The following is a 20,084-nucleotide window of genomic DNA, read 5'->3' as shown; positions in this document are numbered from 1 at the left end:
TCAGAGGGCCCGGACGACCCTGGCCGGGCTGCCGACCGCGAGCACGCCCGCGGGCAGGTCGCGGACCACGACCGAACCGGCCCCGACGACGGTGTCGGCGCCGATCGTGACGCCGGGGCAGACGATGACGCCGCCGCCGAGCCAGACGTTGTCGCCGATGACGATCGGCTTCGCCGCCTCCCACTTGTCCCGCCGCGGCCCCGGCTCCAGCGGGTGGGTGGACGTCAGCAGCTGCACGCCGGGGCCTATCTGCACGTCGTCGCCGATCGTGATGGTGGCGACGTCGTTGCAGATCAGGCCCCAGTTGGCGAACGACCGGGCGCCGAAGCTCGTCTGATATCCGTAGTCGCACTGCAGTGGCGGCCGGATGTAGGCGCCCTCGCCGTAGTGGCCGAGCAGCGACGTCAGCACGTCCCGCCGGCCGGCCTGGTCGGTGGGGTCCATCGTGTTGAAGCGATGGGTGAGCGCCTGCGCGCGGGCGTCGTCGGCGGCCAGTTGCGGGTCGTCTGCGATGTACAGCTCCCCGGCCAGCATCCGCTCGCGCATGGTCTTTCCGGTCATGTGTACAAACGTACACTCGCTATGTACGTCTGTACACTACCGCCGTCTACGCTCGACGGCGGCGGCGATCAGAGCGATCGGGATCCACAGGTACACCGCGATGAACCCGGCGAACTTGAGCGCCGCGGCGGTCGAGTAGAGGACGGCGACGACCGGGTTCACCGAGGCCGGATCCGGCAGCATGACGAAGGAGAACAGGTTCTCCACCACGTCGAGCAGCGGCGCGAACAGGCCCAGCGGAATCGCCAGGGTGGCGACCCGCCGTCCGCGCGAATCGGCCGGGAACGCGCGGGCCGTCAGGGCGAGTGCGGCCGTGAACAGCAGCGCGGTCGCCGCGATGAAGGTGAAGTCGATGAGCTGTGTCTGCCAGTAGACGCCCAGCGTGCCCGCCCGCCGCATCGCGGTGTACCAGCCGGAGAGCTTGTCCGCGCTGAACGACAGCTGCCCGACGTAGTACGGCACCGGATATCCGGACCTGGCGTAGAACCCGTCGAGGACCGACTGGGTGACCCGCTGTGCGACGAAACCGGCCACCGTGGCGCCGGCGAGGACGGGGAGCGATGCGCGCTTGATGAATTCCATGGAATGTATCTTCCGGAGCGCGATGGCGTGACGTCAAGTGTTCCATGGAATATATTTGCCCGATGGACAATCAGACGCGCGCTGAGCTGCAGGGCCGGGCGATGCGCGAGCTGTCGATCGCGCACCAGCTCGCCGAGACCAGGCTCAACCGGGCGCTCCGCCCGCTCGGCCTCACCATGACCCACACGGCGGTCCTGCTGCACCTCGCCAACGCCGGGCCCGGATCGGTTGGTGACATCGCGGCCGCGATGGAGGTCAACCAGCCCGCGGTGTCCAAGACCCTCAAGACCCTCGTCGAGCGCGGGGCCGTGACGATGGAGGCGGCCGCGGACGACGCCCGGCGGCGCCTCGTCGGCCTCACCCCGCTCGGCGGCGAGCTCATCGGCCAGGCCATGCACGCCATGCACCCGGACGCGACGGTCGCGTTCGCCGGGCTCGACGACGCCCGCCTGCGCCAGCTCGTCGAGCTGCTCGCGCAGGTCCGGGCCACCCTGGACGGGGCGAGGGCCTAATCGGGGGTGATGCCCGTGTTCGTCGGGTCCTGCAGGGCCTCGTCGATGTCGTTCGTCGTGGTGGTCATGATGGCCTGGACCTGGGCGCGGTCCAGGGCGCCCGGGGCGCTCCACAGCTCGACGAGGTCCTTCGCGATCACCGACTCGACGATGATCCAGGCGGAGACCGAGGGGTACATCTTGCCGTGCGGGATCATCTCGCGGAACGCGGCGTACTCCGGCTCGGTGGCGAGCTTGGTGCCCTCGATCGCCTCGGTGCGGGCGGGCCACAGGCCGGAGTTGACGCTGTAGCGCTGCTGGCTGGCCTTGCCCGTCAGGTACCGGACGAACTCGAACGCCGCCTCGGGATGCTTCGCCTCCTTGAGGATGCCGAGGTTGGAGCCGCCCAGGAAGCCGAACCTGCCCGCCTTGCCGGCCGGCATCGGCGCCGTCGCCCAGCCCGCCTTCAGCCCGGCCCGGGAGGTGTCGGAGGCGAACTCGGCGACCGACTGCGAGTTGTCGATGGTGATCGCGCCGGTACCTTCGGCGAACGCCCGCGGCACGTCGCTGGAGGACAGGGCCATCGCCTTCGGGTCGTCGTACAGGCCGATGAGCCGCTGGTAGTAGGTGACGCCGTCGACCGCGGCGGGCTCGGCGAGCATCGACTTCGTGCCGTCGTCCTTGATCAGGTCGCCGCCGGCGCCCCAGATGAAGGGGGCCACGTTGTGGATGATGCCGAAGTTGTTCTGCAGGCCGATGGCGAGCGGCGCGACCCCGAGGTCCGCCGCCTTGATCTTCTGCAGGGTCGTCTCGAACGAGTCCCAGGTCGCGAACGCCTCCTTCGCGTCCAGGCCGACCTTCTTCAGCACGTCGGTGCGGTAGAACAGCGCCCGGATGTCGATCAGCCACGGCAGCGCGGTGATGTCCTCGGAGGTGATCAGGTGGCTGGAGCTCCAGCTCGCCTTCGCGAACGCGGCCTCGCCGCCGACCGCCGCGATCTCCTCGATGCTGTACGGCCGCAGCGCCCCGATCGAGCTGAACCCGGCGACCCAGGTGGTGCCGAGCACGGTCACGTCAGGGCCCTCGCCGCTGGTCGACGCGGTGCTGAGCCGGGTCAGCGCCTCGTCCCACGGCACCCGGACCGCGTTGACCGTGATGTTCGGGTGCGCCTTGTGGAACTCCTCGGTCTCGGTGATGACCGCCTGGTCCTGCACCGGTCCGCCGTACGGCATGTACCAGAAGTCGATCGTGACGGGCGGCTGGTCGGCGGCGTACCCCACGCCTCCGGACTCTTTGTCGCCCTTCCCGGCGCACCCGGCGGCCGGCAGGAGCGACGCCGCGGCGGCGGCCGCGGTCATGATCAGCCGGCGACGGCTCAGGCTGCGTTGCACTGGGCACCCCCTTGTGGTCATCAGGCCAATCGTCCCGAGCGGCCGCGTGCTGAGAGCAAATCCGCAGCTCAAAACCCGAAAGTCGGGCCGCGCGTGCCGATCTCAGTGCCATGCGACAGGTCGGGAAGGTCAAGTGGCGATGGCCGCGGGTGCTGGTACTCGCGATCGTGCTGCTCGGCGGCGTGACCTTCGCCAACGTGTACCTGCACGGCCGCAGCCAGGCGCACGAGGCCACCCGGTCGCACCTGAGCGAGCTCAACATGCTGCTGCACGAGGAGAGTTCGCTGCAGTGGAAGACCGTCGCCGACCGCAACACGCCCGTGACGGTCGCCCGTGAGCTCGGCGAGATCCGCAGCCGCGAGCGCGCCCTGATCAACGCGCTCGGCGACCTCGACCCGAAGACCGTCGAAGGGCTGGAGACCAGCGTCAACGCGTACCACGCGGTGCTGGACACCGAGCTCGGCATGCTCGGCGTCGGCAAGCTCAAGGAGGCGCGGGCGCTGGAGAAACGGCAGACCGAGCCGCAGTTCGGCCGGCTCAACACCGAGCTGCGCAGCCTCGAGCAGCAGGAGGCCGACGCCGCGGACCTGGCCAACACGGTCGCCGACCTGGCGCTCGCCGTCGCCATGGTGTTCGCCCTCGTCTCGATCGGCGTGCTGCTCTACCGCTTCGAGCGCGAGCACCGCCTCACCACCAAGGCCAACGAGGAGATGCTCGAGCAGCAGCAGATCGCGCTGGACACTCTCGCCGAGCACGAGGCGCTGATCCGGCACCAGGCCTCGCACGACCCGCTGACCGGGCTGCCCAACCGGCGCATGCTCACCGAGCTGCTGGAGGGCGGCGCCGACGCCGACAACGCCGACCGGGCGCTGCTGCTGGTCGACCTGGACAACTTCAAGCCCGTCAACGACCAGCTCGGCCACGCCGCCGGCGACGACCTGCTCATCGGCGTTTCCAGCCGGCTGCTGGCCGCGGTCCGCGGCGACGACACCGTGGTCCGCCTCGGCGGCGACGAGTTCGCGATCGTCATCTCCGGCGGCGACGCCGGTGTCGCGGTGCGGGTGGCGGAGCGCATCGTGGCCACCGTCGGCGAGCCGTTCGAGATCGCCGGCACCGAGGTCCGGGTCGGCGCCAGCGTCGGCGTCGCCATCAGCGGCGGCGGCCGCGACGGCAACCAGCTCCTCCGCGACGCCGACATGGCGATGTATCAGGTGAAACAGGGTGACAAGGGCGGCTTCGCCGTCTACCACGAGCCCACGGTCCGCCTCATCGAGCAGGCGGTGCGCTGAGACCGGGTCATGATGGATCCATGAAGCTGGGTCTGCATTATTGGAACTTCTCGACGCCGGCCGATCCGGCGGCGATCGCACCAACTTTGAAGGAGACCGCCCTCATCGCCGAGCAGTCCGGCGTGGCGTCCTTCACCGTCATGGACCACTACTTCCAGATGGAGGCCTTGGCGCCGGCCGAGGCGCCGATGCTGGAGGGCTACACCACCCTGGGCTATCTCGCGGCCCTCACGGACAAGATGACGCTGGGCCTGCTGGTGACCGGGGTGATGTACCGCCACCCGGGGCTCCTCGCGAAGATCGTCACCACCCTGGACGTGCTGTCCGCCGGCCGTGCCCGCCTCGGGATCGGCGCCTCGTGGTACGAGCGGGAGCAGCGCGGCCTGGGCGTCCCCGTGGTGCCGGTCGCGGAGCGCTTCGAGCGGCTCGAGGAGACGCTGCAGATCTGCCTGCAGATGTGGAGCGACGACAACGGCCCCTACCAGGGCACCCACTACCAGCTGACGGAGACGCTCAACTCCCCGCAGCCGCTCGGCCGGGCCCGCCCCCTGATCATGATCGGCGGTGGCGGAGAGAAGAAGACGCTGCGGCTGGTCGCGAAGTACGCCGACGCCTGCAACGTCTTCGGCACCTCACCTGAGGAGGTCGCCGCGAAGTTCGACGTGCTGCGCGGCCACTGCGACACCGAGGGCCGCGACTACGACTCGCTGGTCAAGACCGTGCTGGTCAACCGCCCGCCGCTGGCCGACCCCGACGCCTGGCTGCGCGACGTCGAGGCGTACGGGCGGCTCGGTGCCACCGAGGTCATGACCATCCCGGACCGGCACCCGGTCGAGTTCGCCGACGGCCTGGCCAAGGAGATCCTGCCGAGGCTGCGGGAGCTCAGCTGAGCAGGGCGATGTCGCGCAGGTAGTGATCGAGGTCGCCGCGGGCGATGTGGGCGGCGAAGGCCTCGTCGCCCGCGCCCGCGGCGGCGCGCATGTGTTCGGTCAGGTCGCGCAGGCGGGGTGCCACTGCGGCGAGGGCGGCCTCGCGCAGCGCGGGGTCGGCGCCGTAGGCGTCGAAGAACAGCCCGAGGCGCTCCTGGGTGCGCGGCCCGGCGGCGGAGCCGAGCGGGACGAACCGGTAGACCGCATACGCCAGGTCCCAGGAGCGCGGGCCCGGCGCCGCCACGTCGAAGTCGATCAGACCGACCGCCGCCGAGCCGTCGTAGACGCAGTTGTACGGCGCGACGTCGTTGTGGCAGATGACCTCGACCGGGTCCAGCGCCGGTTTCTGCCAGCCGTCGCGCCAGCTCGCCGCCACGTCGGCGGTCGCGTCGTGGTACGCCCGCAGCAGCCGACCGGCGCTGGTCAGGGCCTCGTCGCCGGCCACCGCCGGGGTCCACGGGTCGTGGCCGACCTCGCCCGGAAGGAAGCTGAAGACGTCGCGGCCCAGCGGGTCGGTGCCGAACGAGCGGGGCGCCCCGGTGAAGCCGCGGGTCTGCAGGTGATCGAAGAGCTGGTGGATCCGCGGGCTCCAGGCGCCCGGCGGGCGCCGGACCGTCGTCCCGACGCGGACCACCCGGTTGACCCCGCCGCCGGTGAGCTCTTCCTCGACGTCAGTCATACGGGCCAGCTTCGCACAGTCCGAAAGGGCAGGCTCGCCCGGAAATGCGGCGACCTCGTGCGTGGCGTCACCTGTCGCCTATAGACGGCGTTGCACCGTTTGATGAGAGTTCTGGTCACCGGCGGCGCGGGTTTCATCGGGGGAAACCTGTGCCGGGAGCTGGTCACCCACCCTGCCGTCGATGAGGTCGTCGCGTTCGACGACCTGAGCACCGGTAGTGAGGGCAACCTCGACGGCGTCGGCGCGACGCTGGTCACCGGCAGCATCCTGGACCGGCCGGCGATCGACGACGCGGTCGAAGGCGCCGACGTCGTGATCCACCTGGCCGCGCGGCCGTCGGTGCCGCGGTCGGTCGCCGATCCGCTGCGCAGCCACCTGGTCAACGCCACCGGCACGATGCACGTGCTGGAGGCCTGCCGCCGCGATGGCACACCCATCATCACGGCGTCGTCGTCGTCGGTGTACGGGCCGACGAAGGTCCTGCCGAAGCACGAGGAGCTGCCGACCCGCCCGCAGAGCCCGTATGCGGCGAGCAAGCTCGCGGCCGAGTCGTCGGTGCTGGCCTACGGCGCCACCTATGGGCTGCCGGTGCTCGCGTTGCGGTTCTTCAACGTGTACGGGCCGCTGCAGTCCGTCGGCCACGCGTATGCGGCGGTCATCCCCACGTTCGCCGACGCGGCGCTGCGCGGGCAGCCGGTGCACGTGCACGGCGACGGCCGGCAGACGCGGGACTTCACCTTCGTCGGGTCGGTCGCGCGGCTGCTCACCGACGCGGCGGTCCGCCGGGTCACCAGCCCCACGCCGGTCAACCTGGCGTTCGGCACCCGCACGTCGCTGATCGACCTGATCGACAAGATCCGCGGCCTGGTCGACCGGCCGGTCGAGGTGGTCTTCGACCCGGCCCGCCCCGGCGACGTGCGCGACTCGCAGGCGGAGTCGTCCCGGCTGCGCGAGCTGTTCCCCGGCCACGGCCCCGTCCCGCTGGACGAGGGCCTGGCCGAGACCGTCAGCTGGTACGAACGGCAGATAGCGTCGGCGCCGCTGTAGCCGGCGCCAGAGCCGGCACCAGGCACAGGTCCGTGAGCTGCCCGATCAGCGCCGCCGGGGACGAGCGGAGGTCCAGGGCGAGGGCGAGCGCCGGATCCAGCGGCGGCACCGACACGTGCGAGATCAGCGGGTGCAGCGGCCGGAGGTCGATCTCGCCGTCGCCGAAGAGCTCCTCGTGCAGCTTCTCGCCGTGCCGTAGACCGGTGTAGACGAAGTCGACCGGCCGCTCGGACTGGGCGGCGAGCTGGTGCGCCAGGTCGTCGATCCGCACGGGGGCGCCCATGTCGAGCACGAGCGCCTCGCCGCCGGCGCCCAGGGCCGCCGCCTGGATGACCAGCTGCACCGCTTCCTGGACGGTCATCATGAAGCGGGTGACGTCCGGGTCGGTGACGGTCACCGGCCCGCCGGCCGCGATCTGCGCCTGGAAGGCGGTGACCACGGAGCCGCGGCTGCCGAGCACGTTGCCGAAGCGGACGTTGAGGAACGTGCCCGCCGCGACGGACGACCGGTGCGCGGTGAGCCGCTCGGTGATCCGCTTCGAGTAGCCCAGGACGCTGCACGGGTTCGCGGCCTTGTCGGTGGAGATGTTGACGAAGCGCTCGACGCCGGCCGCCGCGGCCGCCGTCAGGACGTTGAGCGTGCCGAGGACGTTGGTCTGCACCGCCTCGGCCGGGTGCCGCTCCAGCAGCGTGAGGTGCTTGAGCGCGGCCGCGTGGAACACCACCTCCGGGCGGCGGTCGGCGAAGATCGCGGCGATCGACTCCGCGTCGCGCAGGTCGGCGAGGATCAGCTCGGGGCCGTCCAGCAGCGCCCGGCCGTGGATCGACAGCTGCACCGCGTGCAGGGCCGACTCGTCGCGGTCGAGCATCATCAGCTCGGCGGGGCCGAACTGGTGCAGCTGCCGGCACAGCTCGGAGCCGATCGAGCCGCCGGCACCGGTGACGAGGACCCGGCGGCCGGTCAGGTAGTCGCCGATCGCGGCCAGGTCGGTGTCGATCTGGCGGCGGCCGAGCAGGTCCGACAGCTGCACGTCGCGGACCTCGGCGACCCCGACGGGCCCTTCCAGGCTCTCGCTGATCGACGGCAGGATCTTGAGGTCCCGGCCCACCGCCGTGGTCGTGGCGCGGACCTCGCGCAGCAGCGCGCCCGCGTCCTCGCTGCCGGCCCGGATCGCGAAGATGACGACCTGGGCGCCGGTGCGCACGATCGCCGAGCGCAGCGAGGCCCGCCCGCCGAGCACGGCGACACCCTCGATGCGCAGGTTGCGCTTGGCCGGGTCGTCGTCGACGATGCCGACCGGGCGATACCGGCAGTGCGGGTCGTGCGCCATCGAGCGCAGCAGCCGGTGACCGGCGGCGCCCGCGCCGAAGACGATGACCGGCACGGCCTCCGGGGTGGGGGCGACCCGCAGGCGGCGCTCGCGGCGCAGCCGCCCGGCCGCCCGGCCGGTGACCATGGCGAGCAGCGCGGTCATCGCGCCGACCACCGCGACCGGGGCCGCGGAGCCGGCCGGGGTCGAGCCGGCCGTCCAGAGCGACGGGCCGGCCGCCCACAGCAGCACGCCGGTCGCGGCGACGGTGAACGCGAGCGCCCGCAGCTCCGGCAGGGTCCCGCGGCCGTACCGGCGCCGGTACAGGTGGACCGGCCAGGCGATCGCCGTGTGCGCCCCGGCGGCGAGCACGATCGCGGCCCCGGCGGCGAACAGCGACGGCGGGGCGGGCGCGATGGTGATCGCCAGGGCCAGGCCGCCGGCCCAGGCGCAGAGGTCGGCGGGCCAGTCCGCGGGCCCGGAAGGCCTGTGGTCGTCCATCGGTTCCCCCTTCGACTGCGACCATTTTTCACGATTTGCAGTAGGAGATCCGGATAAAGCCGGATCGGGGAAATTAGACGGTTTCACCTCTTCCGTCATGACATCATGTCACTCTTCGTAAAGAAGCGAACACGGGAGGTCATGGCGTATGGAGCTGCGCGACTATGTCGGCGCGGTCCGGAAACGCTGGTGGCTGGTGGCCACGACCGCCTGCCTGGCCCTGGTCGCCGCGGTCTTCGTCACCGCGCGCACCGCGCCGATGTACGCGGCCTCGGTCACGTTCTTCGTGAGCACCCCGAGCAGCGGCGTGACCGATGCCTACCAGGGTGGCCTGTTCTCGCAGCAGCGGGCCAGGTCCTACGTCAACCTCGTCGGCAGCGACCGCTTGGCGCGGGCCGTGGCCGCGGACCCGGCGGTCGGCCTCGACGCCGACGAGGTCAAGGAGCGCATCAGCGCCCGGACCGTGCCCGACACCGTCCTGCTGGACATCACCGTCCTGGACACCCGGAGCGACCGCGCCCTGCGCATCGCCCAGGCCGTCGCGTCGAAGTTCGCCGCGCTCGTCGCGGTGCTGGAGACCCCGCCGGGCGGCGACAGCCCGACCGTGCGCGTCGACGTGGTCACCGGCCCCCGCGTCGGCACCGACCCCGTCTCGCCGCAGCCGGCCCGCAACTTCGCCGTCGCGCTGGTCATGGGCCTGCTCGTCGGTGCCGCAGGTGCCGTACTGCGGGAGATCCTGGACAGCAGCGTCCGCTCCGCGACCGCCCTGCGGCAGGCCGGCGGCAAGGCCGTCCTCGCCACCGTGCCGCTGGACCCCAGGGCCCGGCAGGAGCCGCTGCTGCTGGAGGACGCGTCCTGGTCCCCGCGCGGCGAGGCGATGCGCCACCTGCGCACCAACCTGCAGTTCGTCGACCCCGACCGGCGGGCCCGCTGCATCGTCGTCACCAGCGCGCTGCCCGACGAGGGCAAGTCGACGATCGCCTGCAACCTCGCCATCGTCCTGGCCGAGAACGGGCACCGGGTCCTGCTGATCGACGCCGACGTGCGCCGCCCGAAGCTCGCCGAATACCTCGACCTCGAAGGCGCGGTCGGCCTCACCAACGTCCTCGTCGGCCAGGTCGACCTGGACACCGCCGCGCAGCCGTGGGGCGACCGCGACATGTGGGTCCTGGCCAGCGGCTCGATCCCGCCCAACCCGAGCGAGCTGCTCGGCTCGCAGCAGATGGCCCGGCTCCTCGCCACCGCCGGCGAGAACTTCGACTACGTCGTCGTGGACACCTCGCCGCTGCTCGTCGTCACCGACGCCGCGGTGGTGGCCAGCCGCGCCGACGGCGCCGTGCTCGTCACCCGCGCCGGCAAGACGACCACCACCCAGGTGCGCTCCGCCGTCCTCGCGATCGACGCGGTCTCCGCCCGGCTCTTCGGCTGCGTGCTCAACGGCGCGAAGGCCGGCGGTGACGACGGCTACTCCTACGCCTACTACGGCACCCGGACCGGCGCGCCGCTGCTCACGGCGCGACCCGCCCCGCTCAGGCGGGATCTCGACGCGGCCGGTCGGCCAGGAGGGTGAGGATGTCCGCAATCGTCTCGGCGCAGACGCGGAACTCGTCGATCGGACCGCCGAACGGGTCGGGCAGGTCGTCGTCGAGCGACGAGCCCGCCTGCAGCCGCCCCCGCACCCGGGCGATGTCCCGCAGCGTCGTCGGCTCCGGCGGCAGGTGCCGCAGGTACCGGCCGAACTGCCGCAGCGTGAACGTCCGCGCCGCCGTCGCCGGGGCGAGGGTCACGCAGTGCGCCCGCTCCGCCCGGGTCGCGGTCAGCACCAGGTCGGCGCCGGCCAGCAGCCCGGCGTCGACGCGCCGGCTGGCGAACCCGGCCGGGTCCGCGCCCCGCTCCACCAGCACGTCCTTCGCGAACGCCGGCATGTCCAGGTCCGGCACCGCGTGGGTGCCCGCACTCGCGGCGTCCAGGCCACCGGCCCGGGCCAGCCGCTCGGCCATGGCCGACCGGCACAGGTTGGCCCGACAGACGAACAGCATGGAAAGCCCCCGATGACTTCTCGCATCTTCCTTTCGGCGCCCGATATGTCGGGCACAGAGGAGCGCTACCTCGTCAACGCGTTACGTTCCGGTTGGGTGGCGCCCGTCGGCCCGGATCTTGACGCGTTCGAGGCGGAGATCGCTCAGCGGTGCGGCACCGCGCACGCCGTCGGGGTCAGCTCCGGCACCGCCGCGCTGCACCTGGCCCTGCTCGCGATGGGGGTCGGACCCGGCGACGCGGTCGTCGTGCCGACGCTGACGTTCGCGGCCACCGCCAACGCCGTCGTCTACACCGGCGCCGAGCCCGTCTTCGTCGACTGCGAGCCGGACACCGGCAACGTCGACGTCGCCCTCGTCGAGCGGGCGGTCGCCGACCTGCGCCGCGAGGGCAGGCACGTCGGCGCGGTCGTCTCGGTGGACCTCTTCGGCGCCTGCGCCGACAACCAGGCGCTCGAGGCGCTGGACGTACCGCTGCTGGAGGACGCGGCGGAGGCGCTCGGCGCGAGCCGGGACGGGCGCCCGGCGGGCTCGTTCGGCAGGGCCGCGGCCCTGTCGTTCAACGGCAACAAGATCATCACCACGTCGGGCGGCGGGATGCTCGTCACCGACGACGAGGCGCTCGCCGACCGCTGCCGCTACCTCGCCACCCAGGCCCGGCAGCCAGTGGCGCACTACGAGCACACCGACGTCGGCTACAACTACCGGCTCAGCAACCTGCTCGCCGCGGTCGGCCGCGGGCAGCTGGCCCGCCTCGACGGGATGATCGCCCGGCGCCGGCAGCTGCGGGAACGCTACGCCAAGGCCTTCGCCGGCGTCCCCGGCGTGCGGATCGTCGGCGAGCAGGAGCACGGCGCCAACTGCTGGCTCACCGTCATCGCCGTCGACGAGCGCGAGTCCGGCTGGCCCGCCGCCGACCTCGGCGCGCACCTCGCCAAGGGCGACATCGAGACCCGCCCGGTGTGGAAACCGATGCACCGGCAGCCGGTGTACCGCGATGCCCGCGGCTGGCTGACGGGCGCCGCCGACCGGCTCTTCGCCACCGGCCTGGCCCTGCCCAGCGGCTCGCAGCTGCAGGACGCCGCGCAGCAGCGCATCTTCGACGCGATCGACGAGTTCCTGTGAACCGGGCCCTCGACATCGCCGGCGCCGCGGTCGCCGCGGTCGCCCTCGCCCCGGTCATGGCGGCGACCGCCGTCTTCGTCGGCGTCACCATGGGCACGCCGGTGCTGTTCCGCCAGGAGCGGGCCGGCCTGCACGGCGAGCCCTTCACGTTCGTCAAGTTCCGCACCATGCGCCCCGCGGCGACGAGCGGCTTCGACCCGGGCAGCGACGCGGACCGGCTCACCGCGGCCGGCCGCTTCCTGCGCTCGACCAGCCTCGACGAGCTGCCCGCGCTGTGGAATGTGCTGCGCGGCGACATGAGCCTCGTCGGGCCGCGGCCGCTGCCGACCGCGTACCTCGACCGGTACACCGACAATGAGGCGCACCGGCACGACGTGCGGCCCGGCATCACCGGACTGGCCCAGGTCCTGGGCCGCAACAACCTCACGTGGGAGCAGAAGTTCGCCCACGACCTGCACTACGTGCGGCACCGGACGCTGCGGATGGACCTGCGGATCCTCGTCGAGACGGTCCGCACGGTCGTGCGCCGCGACGGGGTCACCGCGACCGGCTCCGCGACCAACCACGAGCTGCGCGCCGCCGCTGCCGACGACGGGCGGCGGGCATGAGGAACGGCCTGGTCATCGTCGGAATCGGCGGGCACGGTCGCGAGGTGCTGACCATCGCGCGGGCCGCCGGCATGCCCGTGCGCGGCTTCGTCGACGACAGCCCCACCCAGCGCAACCTCGACCGGGTGTCCGCGCTCGGCGTGCCGTTCCTCGGGCCGAGCACCCGCCTCGGCGACGAGCGGCCCTCGATCGGATACGTGATCGGCATCGGCGACCCGCGGGTCCGGGCCCGCCTCGACGAGCAGCTGCGGCTGCACGGCCTCGCGGCGGCGACCCTGATCCACCCGGCCGCGACGATCGGCCCGGACGCGTGCGTGGGCGAAGGGTTCGTCGCGTTTGCCGGCGCCCGCGTCACCACGAACGTCCGCATCGGGCGGCACGTCCACCTGAACCAGAACTGCACCGTCGGCCACGACACCGAACTGTCCGACTTCGTGCAGGTCAACCCGCTCGCCGCGATCTCCGGGGACTGCCGGATCGGCCCCGAGGTGCTGATCGGCACGACCGCCTGCGTGCTGCAGGGGCGGCACGTCGGCGAGGGCGCCACCGTCGGCGCGGGGGCGTGCGTCACCCGCGACGTCGAGCCGAAGACGATCGTGAAGGGGGTGCCGGCCCGGTGAAGGTCGCGATGATCATCAAGACGGACGACGGCGGCCGGTGGACCCTGTCGCAGCTCGACGAGCTGCGACAGCGCGGCCACGATGTGGTCGCCGTGCTGCCGCCCGGCAGCGAGGGGCAGCTGCGCAAGGCCCTGCACGACCGGGGCATCGACGTCGTGCAGTCCGCGTTCGACTTCCGCTTCCGCCCGTCGCCCGCCACCCTGGCCGGGCTGCTCGGCCTGCGCGAGCAGCTCCGCGCGCTGCAGCCCGACGTGCTGCACTACCACCTCTACGCCTCCGCGCTCGCCGTCCGGATCGCGAGCCTCGGCCTGCCCGCCCGGCGCGTCCACATGGTCCCCGGCCCACTGTTCCTGGAGTCGCCGCTGATCCGGACGGTGGAGCGGGTCCTGTGCCGCCGCGACGAGGTCGTCATCAGCGGCAGCGACCACACCGCGGCGCTCTACCGCGGCATCGGCATGCCCGCCGAGCGGGTCGCCCCGATCCCTTACGGCACCGACTGCGACCACTTCTCGCCGCCGTCGCCCGCCTACCGGGCCGCGTGCCGGGCCGCGTTCGGCGTCGGCGACGGCACGTTCACCGCGTGCATGGTCGCCTACGTGTACCCGCCGAAGTGGCTCACCCACCGCGGCCGGGGCATCAAGGGCCACGACATCCTGCTCACCGCGTGGCGCCGCTTCCGCCGGGACGTCCCCGACGCCCGGCTGATCCTGCTCGGCGGCGGGTTCAACGCCGAGGGGGAGGCCTACAAGCGGCAGCTGGAGACCCGCTTCGGCGTCGCCGGCGACCCGGGCGTCGACTGGCACGACTCGGTGCTCGACGTCCGCGACTGCTACGCCGCCGCCGACGTCAGCGTCAGCCCGTCGCTGTCGGAGAACCACGGCGCCGCCCGCGAGGCCGGTGCGATGGGTGTGCCGAGCATCGTCTCCGACGCCGGCGCGCTGCCGGAGACCGTCGACGCGTCGTCGGGCTGGCTGGTGCCCCGCGACGACGTCGACGCGCTCGTCGCGGCCCTGCACGAGGCGCACGCGGAGTTCCTCGCCGGCACGCTGCGCCGCCGCGGGGAGCTGAGCCGGGAGCTGATCGTCGCCCGCTTCGCCGAGGGCCCGGCCGCCGCCGCGGTCGCCGACGTCCTGGAACGCGTCGTCCTCGACCGGCCCGCCTCCGACCGGTCCGGCCTCGACCCGTCTGCCTCCGACCGGTCCAGCCTCGAGCGGTCCGCCTCCGACCGGCCCGGTCTCGGGCGCGACGGCCTCGACCCGGACGGCCTCGACCCGGACGGCCTCGACCGGGACGGGCTGGGACGGGGCGGTCGAAGATGACGCAGCTGCGATCGGCGAAGACGCCCGTCCGGCATGCCGCGCCGCGGCGCAGGCCCTCGTTCGCCGGCAACGTCGGCTGGGGAGTCGCCGGCAACGCCGGCTACGCGCTGTGCCAGTGGCTGGTCCTCGTCGTCGTGGCCCGGCTCGGCACCCAGGCGATGGTCGGCGACTACGCCCTGGGCCTGGCCGTCGGCGCCCCGGTGGTGCTGCTGGCGAACCTGTCGCTGCGCACCGTCCTGGTCACCGACACGTTCCACGAGCACCCGTTCCGCCGGTACCTGCGGGTCAGGCTCGCCGGGATGGCCATCGCGACCGCCGCGGTCTGCGTCGCCGTGTGGGTCTTCGACCTGCCCGCCGCGGTCGTCGTCCTCGTCGGCCTGGCCAAGGCGTTCGACGGTGTCGGCGACATCTACCTCGGCCTGCTCCAGCGCCACCACGACCAGCGGAGCATCGCGATCGCCCAGCTCGCCAACGGCGCCCTCACCGTCGCGCTCACCGGCGTGCTGCTGTCCGCGACCGGCAGCGTCGCCTGGGCGGCCGCCGGCTCCGCGATGGGCTCGCTGATCGCGTGGCTCGGCTTCTGCGCGCCGCTCGCCTCCCGGGTGCTGGACGCGACCGCGAAGACCGGCCCGCGCAAGCGGCACACGCACCGCTTCAGCCCGCCCGGACCCGGCGCGCTGGTGTGGACGGCGCTGCCGCTCGGCCTGGCGTCGGCGATCACCTCGCTCACCGCGAACGTGCCCCGCTACGCGCTGCAGGACCGGCTCGGCGCCGCCGCCCTCGGCGCGTTCGCCGCCGCCGGGTACCTGGTGCTCACCGGCAACGTGCTCGTCTCCGCGGTCGCGCAGACGCTCCTGCCCCGCCTGGTCGAGCTGCGGGCGGCCGGGGCCAAGGACCGCTTCGCGGCGCTCGTGCGGCAGTCGCTCGCCGGGATCGCCGTCGCCGGTGTCCTCGCCGTCTGGGCGGCGGAGCTGTTCGGCGCGAAGGTCCTGCGGACCGTCTACGGCGAGTCCTACGCGGAGGACGCCGGCACCCTCACCGTGCTCACCGTCGCCACCGCCGTCGCCGCGACCTGCTTCGTGCTCGACGCGGCCCTGTCCGCGGTGCGCCGCTTCACCGGGCAGCTCGCCGTCAACGCCGCGGTCTGCGCCGCCGCCGTCCTCGCCGCGCTGGTGCTCGTGCCCCGCTACGGCATCAGCGGCGCGGCCTGGGCCACCGTCGCGGCCGCCGCCGTCCACGCCGGCCTGAAGTGGGAGCTGCTGCGGCGTGACCTTTGATGCTTCGTTCGATCCGTGGTACGCGGTGCTGCTGGCCGGGCTGGCGATCCCGGTGCTGCTGCTCGTCGGCGGGGTCCGCGACATCCTCGCCTACGTCACCGCGTACTTCTTCCTCTTCGGCTTCGGGCCCGTCGTCAGCTACCAGCTCGGCGGGGCGATCTACTTCGGCACCAACACCGCCCTCATCGGCCGGGCCGCGCTCGGGTTGCTGCTCGCCTTCGCCGGGGTGCTCGCCGCCGGTCTGCTGGTGCGCCAGCGCGACGACATCGCCGCACCCGTCGCGACGCACCGCTTCCCGCTGCTGCCCGTGGTCCTCGCCGGGCTCACCCTCTACGCGACGACCGTCCTGGTCCTCGGCGGCACCAGCTTCCTCGCCGGCACCAAGCTCGACCGCATCGACGTCGCCGGGCCCGGCCACTACGACTACCTGCTGTTCGAGATGTTCGCCTGCGCGCTGTACTACATGGCCGACGGCAGTTCCGCGGGGCGTTTCACGTACCGGCTGAACTTCGCCGTCTACGTCGTCTACTGCCTCAGCACCGGCGAGCGCGACTTCGTCTTCGTGCTGTTCAGCCTGATCCTGCACCGCGAGCTGACCCGGGGCGGCTCCTTCACCAGGCCGGTCGGCTACGGCGTGCTGCTGCTGCTCGGCGCGACCCTGATCTTCAGCCTCCGCGGCGACGGGCCCGCCGACACCACGCAGGTGCTCAACCAGGGTTCGGTGCTGTTCGTCGACACCTGGGTGATGACGCACGTGCCGTCGGTCGAGCCGTTCACGCGCGGCGCGACCTACTTCCACGCGATGGTCAACCTGCTGCCCGGGCACGCGCAGCCGGCGCTGGCGCAGTGGCTCGTCGACCGGTACGCGCCCGGCAGCGCCTCCGGCTACGGCTTCTCCCTCACCGGCGAGGCGTATCTCAACTTCGGGCTGTGGGGCATCCCGGCGCTGTTCGCCGGGCTGACGGTCGTGCACCGGCTGCTGGTCAACCGCATCGACCGCGCGCCGGTCTACGCCTACGGCAGCCTGCTCTTCACCGTCGCCTGGATGTACGGCTTCCGCGGCGAGAGCGGCAGCCTGCTCAAGACCTGCGTCTACGGCCTGCTCTTCTACGGCGCGGTCCGCCTGGTCTCCATCCGGACGGACCCGGAGATACCTGCCGAACGAGCGACCGAGAATCCGGAGGCGGTGCCGCAATGCGTCTCGTCGTGAGCTGCGAACAGCGGTACGTGCGCACCCCGGACGGCCGGGTGTGGAGCACGACCGGTGCCGCGTACGACTTCTGGCAGCGTTACCTGACGGTCTTCGACGACGTCCGGATCGTGGCGAGGGTCGCGGACCGGGACGGCCGCCCGGTCGACGCCCAGCGTGTCGACGGCGACCACGTCACCGTGCACCCGGTGCCCTACTACGTGGGGCCGCTGCAGTACCTGCGCCGCCTGCGTGCCGTGCGGGCCGCCGTCCGCGCCGCCGTCGAACCCGGCGACGCGGTCCTGCTGCGGGTGCCGTCGCCGATCGGGACGCTGCTGCACCGCACCCTGCGCCCGGGGCTGCGGTCCGCCGGCCGCCCGTTCGGCCTCGAGGTCGTCGGTGACCCTTACGACGTGTTCGCGCCGGGCGCGATCCGCCACCCGCTGCGCCCGCTGCTGCGTGCCTGGTTCACCGCCCGGCTGCGGGCCCAGTGCCGCAGCGCCGTCGCCGTCGCCTACGTCACCGAGCGCACGCTGCAGGCGCGGTACCCGGCCGCGCACGGGGCGGTGACCGCCGCGTACTCCAGCATCCAGCTCGACGGGTCCGCGTTCGTGGCCACGCCGCGCGCCGCACGCTCGCCCAAGGTCGCGGTCCGGCTCGTCTCCGTCGGGTCGCTGGAGCTGCCGTACAAGGGGATCGACACGCTGATCGAGGCGCTGCCGATGCTGGTGCGGGCCGGCCTGGAGGCGCACCTCGTGCACCTCGGCGACGGCCGCTGCCGCCCCGACCTGGAGCGGCTCGTGCGGGAGCGGCGCCTCGGCGGGCGGGTCGCGTTCGCCGGCGCCGTCCCGCCCGGCGCGGCCGTGCGGCTGTTCCTCGACGACGCCGACCTGTTCGTGCTGCCGTCGCGCACCGAGGGGCTGCCCAGGGCGCTGATCGAGGCGATGGCCAGGGCGCTGCCCGCGGTCGGCACCACCGTCGGCGGCACCCCGGAGCTGCTCGACCAGACGCACCTGGTGCCGCCGGACGACCCGGTCGCGCTCGCCTACGCCATCACCGCCCTGGTCGCCGACCCGGCGGCGCTCGCCGCGGCGTCGGCCCGCAACCTCGTCCGGGCCCGCAACTACGCCGCCGACACCCTCGCCCGGCGGCGCACCGACTTCTACCGCGCGCTGCGCGTCATCACCCAGCCAGAGAAGGTCAAGGAGGTCGTCGGAGGTGCCCGACAGCTCGACTGAGATCACCGGTGTCCGGCCCCACCTGCGGGTGCTGCTGCGCACCCGGCGGCGCAAGGTGGTGCTCGCCGTCGTCGTGGTGCTGGTCCTGCTCGGCGGGTTCGGGCTGCGGCTGATGACCGTCGCCGGGTCCGCCGCCGGGCACCTGCAGCGCGCCGCGACCCTGGTCGGCTCGCTGGAGGGGGCGCTGCGCGCCGGTGACCTCGCCGCGGCCCGCCGCACCACCGCCGACCTGCGCCGCCAGACCGCGCAGGCCCGGGCCGACACGTCCGGGGTGACGTGGGGCGTGGGCCGGTCCGCCCCGATGGCCGGCGACGACCTCACGGCGGTCGCCGCGGTCGCGCAGATCGTCGACGACCTCGCCGGCCGGGTGCTGCCGCCGATGCTGGACGCGGCCGGCGGGCTGCAGTCGACGCTCGCCGGCGGGGACGGCCTGGCCGCGGTCACCGGCGCCGCCCCCCATCTGGCCGCCGCTGATTCGCTCGTACGAGCCGCGCAACGCAGACTGGCGGGGCTGGAGCGCGACGGGCTGGACGCGCGGGTCCGCGCCGCGGTGCGACGGCTCGACGAGGCGCTGCACCGGATCGCGCCGCTGCTGGCACCCATCGCCCGGGCGGCGAAACTGCTGCCCGCGATGCTCGGCGCCACCGCGCCGCGGACCTACCTGGTGCTCTTCCAGAACCTCGCCGAGGTCCGGGCCACCGGCGGGATGCCGGGCGCGTTCGTGGTGCTGCAGGCGGACAAGGGCGCGATCACGATCCTCCAGCAGGGCGCCGCCGCCACCGACATCGCCGAGTTCGCCGCGCCCGTGCTGCCGCTGGACCCCGACATGGAGGACCTGCACACCGACCGGCTCGGCCGCTATCCCGCCGACGTGAACCTCACGCCCGACTTCCCGACCGCGGCGGCGCTGTACCGCGAGATGTACCGGCTGCGTTCCGGCCGCACCGTCGACGGGGTCCTGGCCACCGACCCGGTCGCGCTGGCCTACCTGTTGCAGGCGACCGGCCCGGTCGACGTCGCCGGCGGTCCCGCGCTCACCGGCCCGACCGCGGTCCGGCGGCTGCTGTCCGAGGTGTACCTGACGATCGCGGACCAGAAGTCGCAGGACGCGTTCTTCGCCGACGCCGCCAAGGCCGTCTTCGACAAGCTGACCGGGGCGTTGCCGTCGACGTCGAAGCTCATGCCGGCGCTGCGCAAGGCCGCGGCCGAGCGGCGGCTCCTGGCCTGGAGCGCGCACCCGGAGGAGCAGGCCGAGCTCGCCGGCACGGTCTTCGCCGGGACGTTGCCCGCCGACGACGGCGCCCGGCCGACCGTCGGGGTGTTCCTCAACGACGGCACCGGCGCGAAGCTCGGCTACTACATGACCCGCGAGGCGTCGCTGACCGCTGGGGAGTGCCTGGAGGACGGCTCCCGGCACCTGATGCTGACGGTGAAGCTGGCCTCGACGGCGCCGCGGACCGGGCTGCCGCGCAGCGTGCTCGGGCTGGGCCTGGCCGGCGACTACACGATCCGCACCAACGTCATGGTGTACCTGCCGAGCGGCGGCGCGCCCGTGGACGCCACCCAGGACGGTGCGCCCGTGGACTACGGCAGCGGCTTCGAGCTGGGCCGCACCGTGGCCGTCTTCACCGTCGACCTGGCGCCCGGCAAGAGCAGCACCCTGCAGCTGAACCTCATCACGGGCCCGGTGCCCGCCGAGGGCTTCACGCCGCGGCTGGTGACGACGCCCGGCATCACACCGTGGACGCTTCGGTTGCAATCCGCCGAGAGATGCGGCAAATGATGAAAAATGCCCATATCGGGGTGATGCGAAGTCTACGGTGAAATTTATGCGACCCCGAACAAGATCCGCACTGACCGCCCTCGCGGGGGCACTTGTCGCGGCGGCAGTGC

At 73.0% G+C, this 20,084-nt stretch carries 19 protein-coding genes; 13 read left to right on the top strand and 6 right to left on the bottom strand.

Annotated features, from left to right (window positions below; translation table 11 throughout):
- A complete protein-coding gene (locus ACZ6TV_RS10770) occupies window positions 1–561 on the bottom strand; it encodes a sugar O-acetyltransferase (protein WP_465296927.1) in 561 nt (186 codons plus the stop codon).
- Window positions 562–597: 36 nt separating this feature from the next.
- Complete coding sequence (locus ACZ6TV_RS10765) at window positions 598–1,143, bottom strand: hypothetical protein (protein WP_465296926.1); 546 nt, start codon at window positions 1,141–1,143, stop codon at window positions 598–600.
- A 62-nt stretch (window positions 1,144–1,205) separates the two neighbouring features.
- Between ACZ6TV_RS10765 and ACZ6TV_RS10760 the strand changes: the two genes are divergently transcribed.
- On the top strand, window positions 1,206–1,655 hold the full coding sequence (locus ACZ6TV_RS10760) for a MarR family winged helix-turn-helix transcriptional regulator (RefSeq protein ID WP_465296925.1): 450 nt from the start codon (window positions 1,206–1,208) through the stop codon (window positions 1,653–1,655).
- On the opposite strand, the gene ACZ6TV_RS10755 is transcribed toward ACZ6TV_RS10760, so the two are convergent.
- A complete protein-coding gene (locus ACZ6TV_RS10755; RefSeq protein WP_465296924.1) occupies window positions 1,652–3,025 on the bottom strand; it encodes an extracellular solute-binding protein in 1,374 nt (457 codons plus the stop codon). The two genes, ACZ6TV_RS10760 and ACZ6TV_RS10755, sit on opposite strands and share 4 nt — an antisense overlap.
- 110 nt (window positions 3,026–3,135) lie before the next feature.
- On the opposite strand from ACZ6TV_RS10755, the gene ACZ6TV_RS10750 reads away from it, so the two are divergent.
- Together ACZ6TV_RS10750 and ACZ6TV_RS10745 are read left to right on the top strand one after the other, a co-directional pair.
- Window positions 3,136–4,314, top strand: coding sequence for a diguanylate cyclase domain-containing protein (locus tag ACZ6TV_RS10750; protein ID WP_465296923.1), 1,179 nt, complete (start codon window positions 3,136–3,138; stop codon window positions 4,312–4,314).
- 20 nt (window positions 4,315–4,334) lie between these two features.
- Window positions 4,335–5,204, top strand: a complete 870-nt coding sequence (locus tag ACZ6TV_RS10745) for an LLM class F420-dependent oxidoreductase (protein ID WP_465296922.1) — start codon at window positions 4,335–4,337, stop codon at window positions 5,202–5,204.
- Here ACZ6TV_RS10745 and ACZ6TV_RS10740 read toward each other — a convergent pair.
- Window positions 5,197–5,922, bottom strand: coding sequence for a phosphotransferase (locus tag ACZ6TV_RS10740; protein WP_465296921.1), 726 nt, complete (start codon window positions 5,920–5,922; stop codon window positions 5,197–5,199). The two genes, ACZ6TV_RS10745 and ACZ6TV_RS10740, sit on opposite strands and share 8 nt — an antisense overlap.
- A 102-nt stretch (window positions 5,923–6,024) precedes the next feature.
- Between ACZ6TV_RS10740 and ACZ6TV_RS10735 the strand changes: the two genes are divergently transcribed.
- A complete protein-coding gene (locus tag ACZ6TV_RS10735) occupies window positions 6,025–6,969 on the top strand; it encodes an NAD-dependent epimerase/dehydratase family protein (RefSeq protein ID WP_465296920.1) in 945 nt (314 codons plus the stop codon).
- Here the strand turns inward: ACZ6TV_RS10735 and ACZ6TV_RS10730 are convergent.
- Window positions 6,929–8,779 carry a polysaccharide biosynthesis protein gene (locus ACZ6TV_RS10730; RefSeq protein ID WP_465296919.1) on the bottom strand — a complete coding sequence of 617 codons (1,851 nt, stop codon included), beginning with the start codon at window positions 8,777–8,779 and terminating at the stop codon, window positions 6,929–6,931. The two genes, ACZ6TV_RS10735 and ACZ6TV_RS10730, sit on opposite strands and share 41 nt — an antisense overlap.
- A 148-nt stretch (window positions 8,780–8,927) precedes the next feature.
- On the opposite strand from ACZ6TV_RS10730, the gene ACZ6TV_RS10725 reads away from it, so the two are divergent.
- Window positions 8,928–10,349 (top strand): tyrosine-protein kinase domain-containing protein, encoded by a 1,422-nt coding sequence (locus tag ACZ6TV_RS10725; RefSeq protein WP_465296918.1) that lies wholly within the window; start codon window positions 8,928–8,930, stop codon window positions 10,347–10,349.
- On the opposite strand, the gene ACZ6TV_RS10720 is transcribed toward ACZ6TV_RS10725, so the two are convergent.
- The gene (locus ACZ6TV_RS10720) at window positions 10,309–10,818 is read right to left on the bottom strand and encodes an arsenate reductase/protein-tyrosine-phosphatase family protein (protein WP_465296917.1); all 510 of its coding nucleotides are present in this window, start codon (window positions 10,816–10,818) and stop codon (window positions 10,309–10,311) included. The genes ACZ6TV_RS10725 and ACZ6TV_RS10720 overlap by 41 nt on opposite strands.
- 45 nt (window positions 10,819–10,863) lie before the next feature.
- Here ACZ6TV_RS10720 and ACZ6TV_RS10715 point away from each other — a divergent pair, with 45 nt between their 5' ends.
- The 8 genes from ACZ6TV_RS10715 to ACZ6TV_RS10680 are packed head-to-tail and all read left to right on the top strand — an operon-like array spanning window position 10,864 to window position 19,974.
- A complete protein-coding gene (locus tag ACZ6TV_RS10715; RefSeq protein WP_465296916.1) occupies window positions 10,864–11,940 on the top strand; it encodes a DegT/DnrJ/EryC1/StrS family aminotransferase in 1,077 nt (358 codons plus the stop codon).
- Complete coding sequence (locus ACZ6TV_RS10710) at window positions 11,937–12,548, top strand: sugar transferase (RefSeq protein WP_465296915.1); 612 nt, start codon at window positions 11,937–11,939, stop codon at window positions 12,546–12,548. The genes ACZ6TV_RS10715 and ACZ6TV_RS10710 overlap by 4 nt, the downstream gene beginning before the upstream one ends.
- Complete coding sequence (locus ACZ6TV_RS10705) at window positions 12,545–13,168, top strand: acetyltransferase (RefSeq protein WP_465296914.1); 624 nt, start codon at window positions 12,545–12,547, stop codon at window positions 13,166–13,168. Before ACZ6TV_RS10710 ends, ACZ6TV_RS10705 begins: the two co-directional genes overlap by 4 nt.
- An 8-nt stretch (window positions 13,169–13,176) precedes the next feature.
- Window positions 13,177–14,487, top strand: a complete 1,311-nt coding sequence (locus ACZ6TV_RS10700; RefSeq protein WP_465296913.1) for a glycosyltransferase — start codon at window positions 13,177–13,179, stop codon at window positions 14,485–14,487.
- Window positions 14,484–15,764 (top strand): lipopolysaccharide biosynthesis protein, encoded by a 1,281-nt coding sequence (locus ACZ6TV_RS10695; RefSeq protein WP_465296912.1) that lies wholly within the window; start codon window positions 14,484–14,486, stop codon window positions 15,762–15,764. Before ACZ6TV_RS10700 ends, ACZ6TV_RS10695 begins: the two co-directional genes overlap by 4 nt.
- The gene (gene wzy / locus ACZ6TV_RS10690; protein ID WP_465296911.1) at window positions 15,754–16,974 is read left to right on the top strand and encodes an O-antigen polysaccharide polymerase Wzy; all 1,221 of its coding nucleotides are present in this window, start codon (window positions 15,754–15,756) and stop codon (window positions 16,972–16,974) included. The genes ACZ6TV_RS10695 and wzy overlap by 11 nt, the downstream gene beginning before the upstream one ends.
- The gene (locus ACZ6TV_RS10685) at window positions 16,959–18,191 is read left to right on the top strand and encodes a glycosyltransferase family 4 protein (RefSeq protein ID WP_465296910.1); all 1,233 of its coding nucleotides are present in this window, start codon (window positions 16,959–16,961) and stop codon (window positions 18,189–18,191) included. The genes wzy and ACZ6TV_RS10685 overlap by 16 nt, the downstream gene beginning before the upstream one ends.
- Window positions 18,172–19,974: a DUF4012 domain-containing protein gene (locus tag ACZ6TV_RS10680; RefSeq protein WP_465296909.1), complete on the top strand. Its 1,803-nt coding sequence runs from the start codon at window positions 18,172–18,174 to the stop codon at window positions 19,972–19,974. Before ACZ6TV_RS10685 ends, ACZ6TV_RS10680 begins: the two co-directional genes overlap by 20 nt.
- Window positions 19,975–20,084: the final 110 nt, after the last annotated feature.

The sequence above is a fragment of the Dactylosporangium sp. NPDC051087 genome (genome assembly GCF_055586325.1).
The sequence above is the reverse complement of the archived record's forward strand: the minus strand, read 5'-3'. Positions and strand labels throughout refer to the sequence as shown.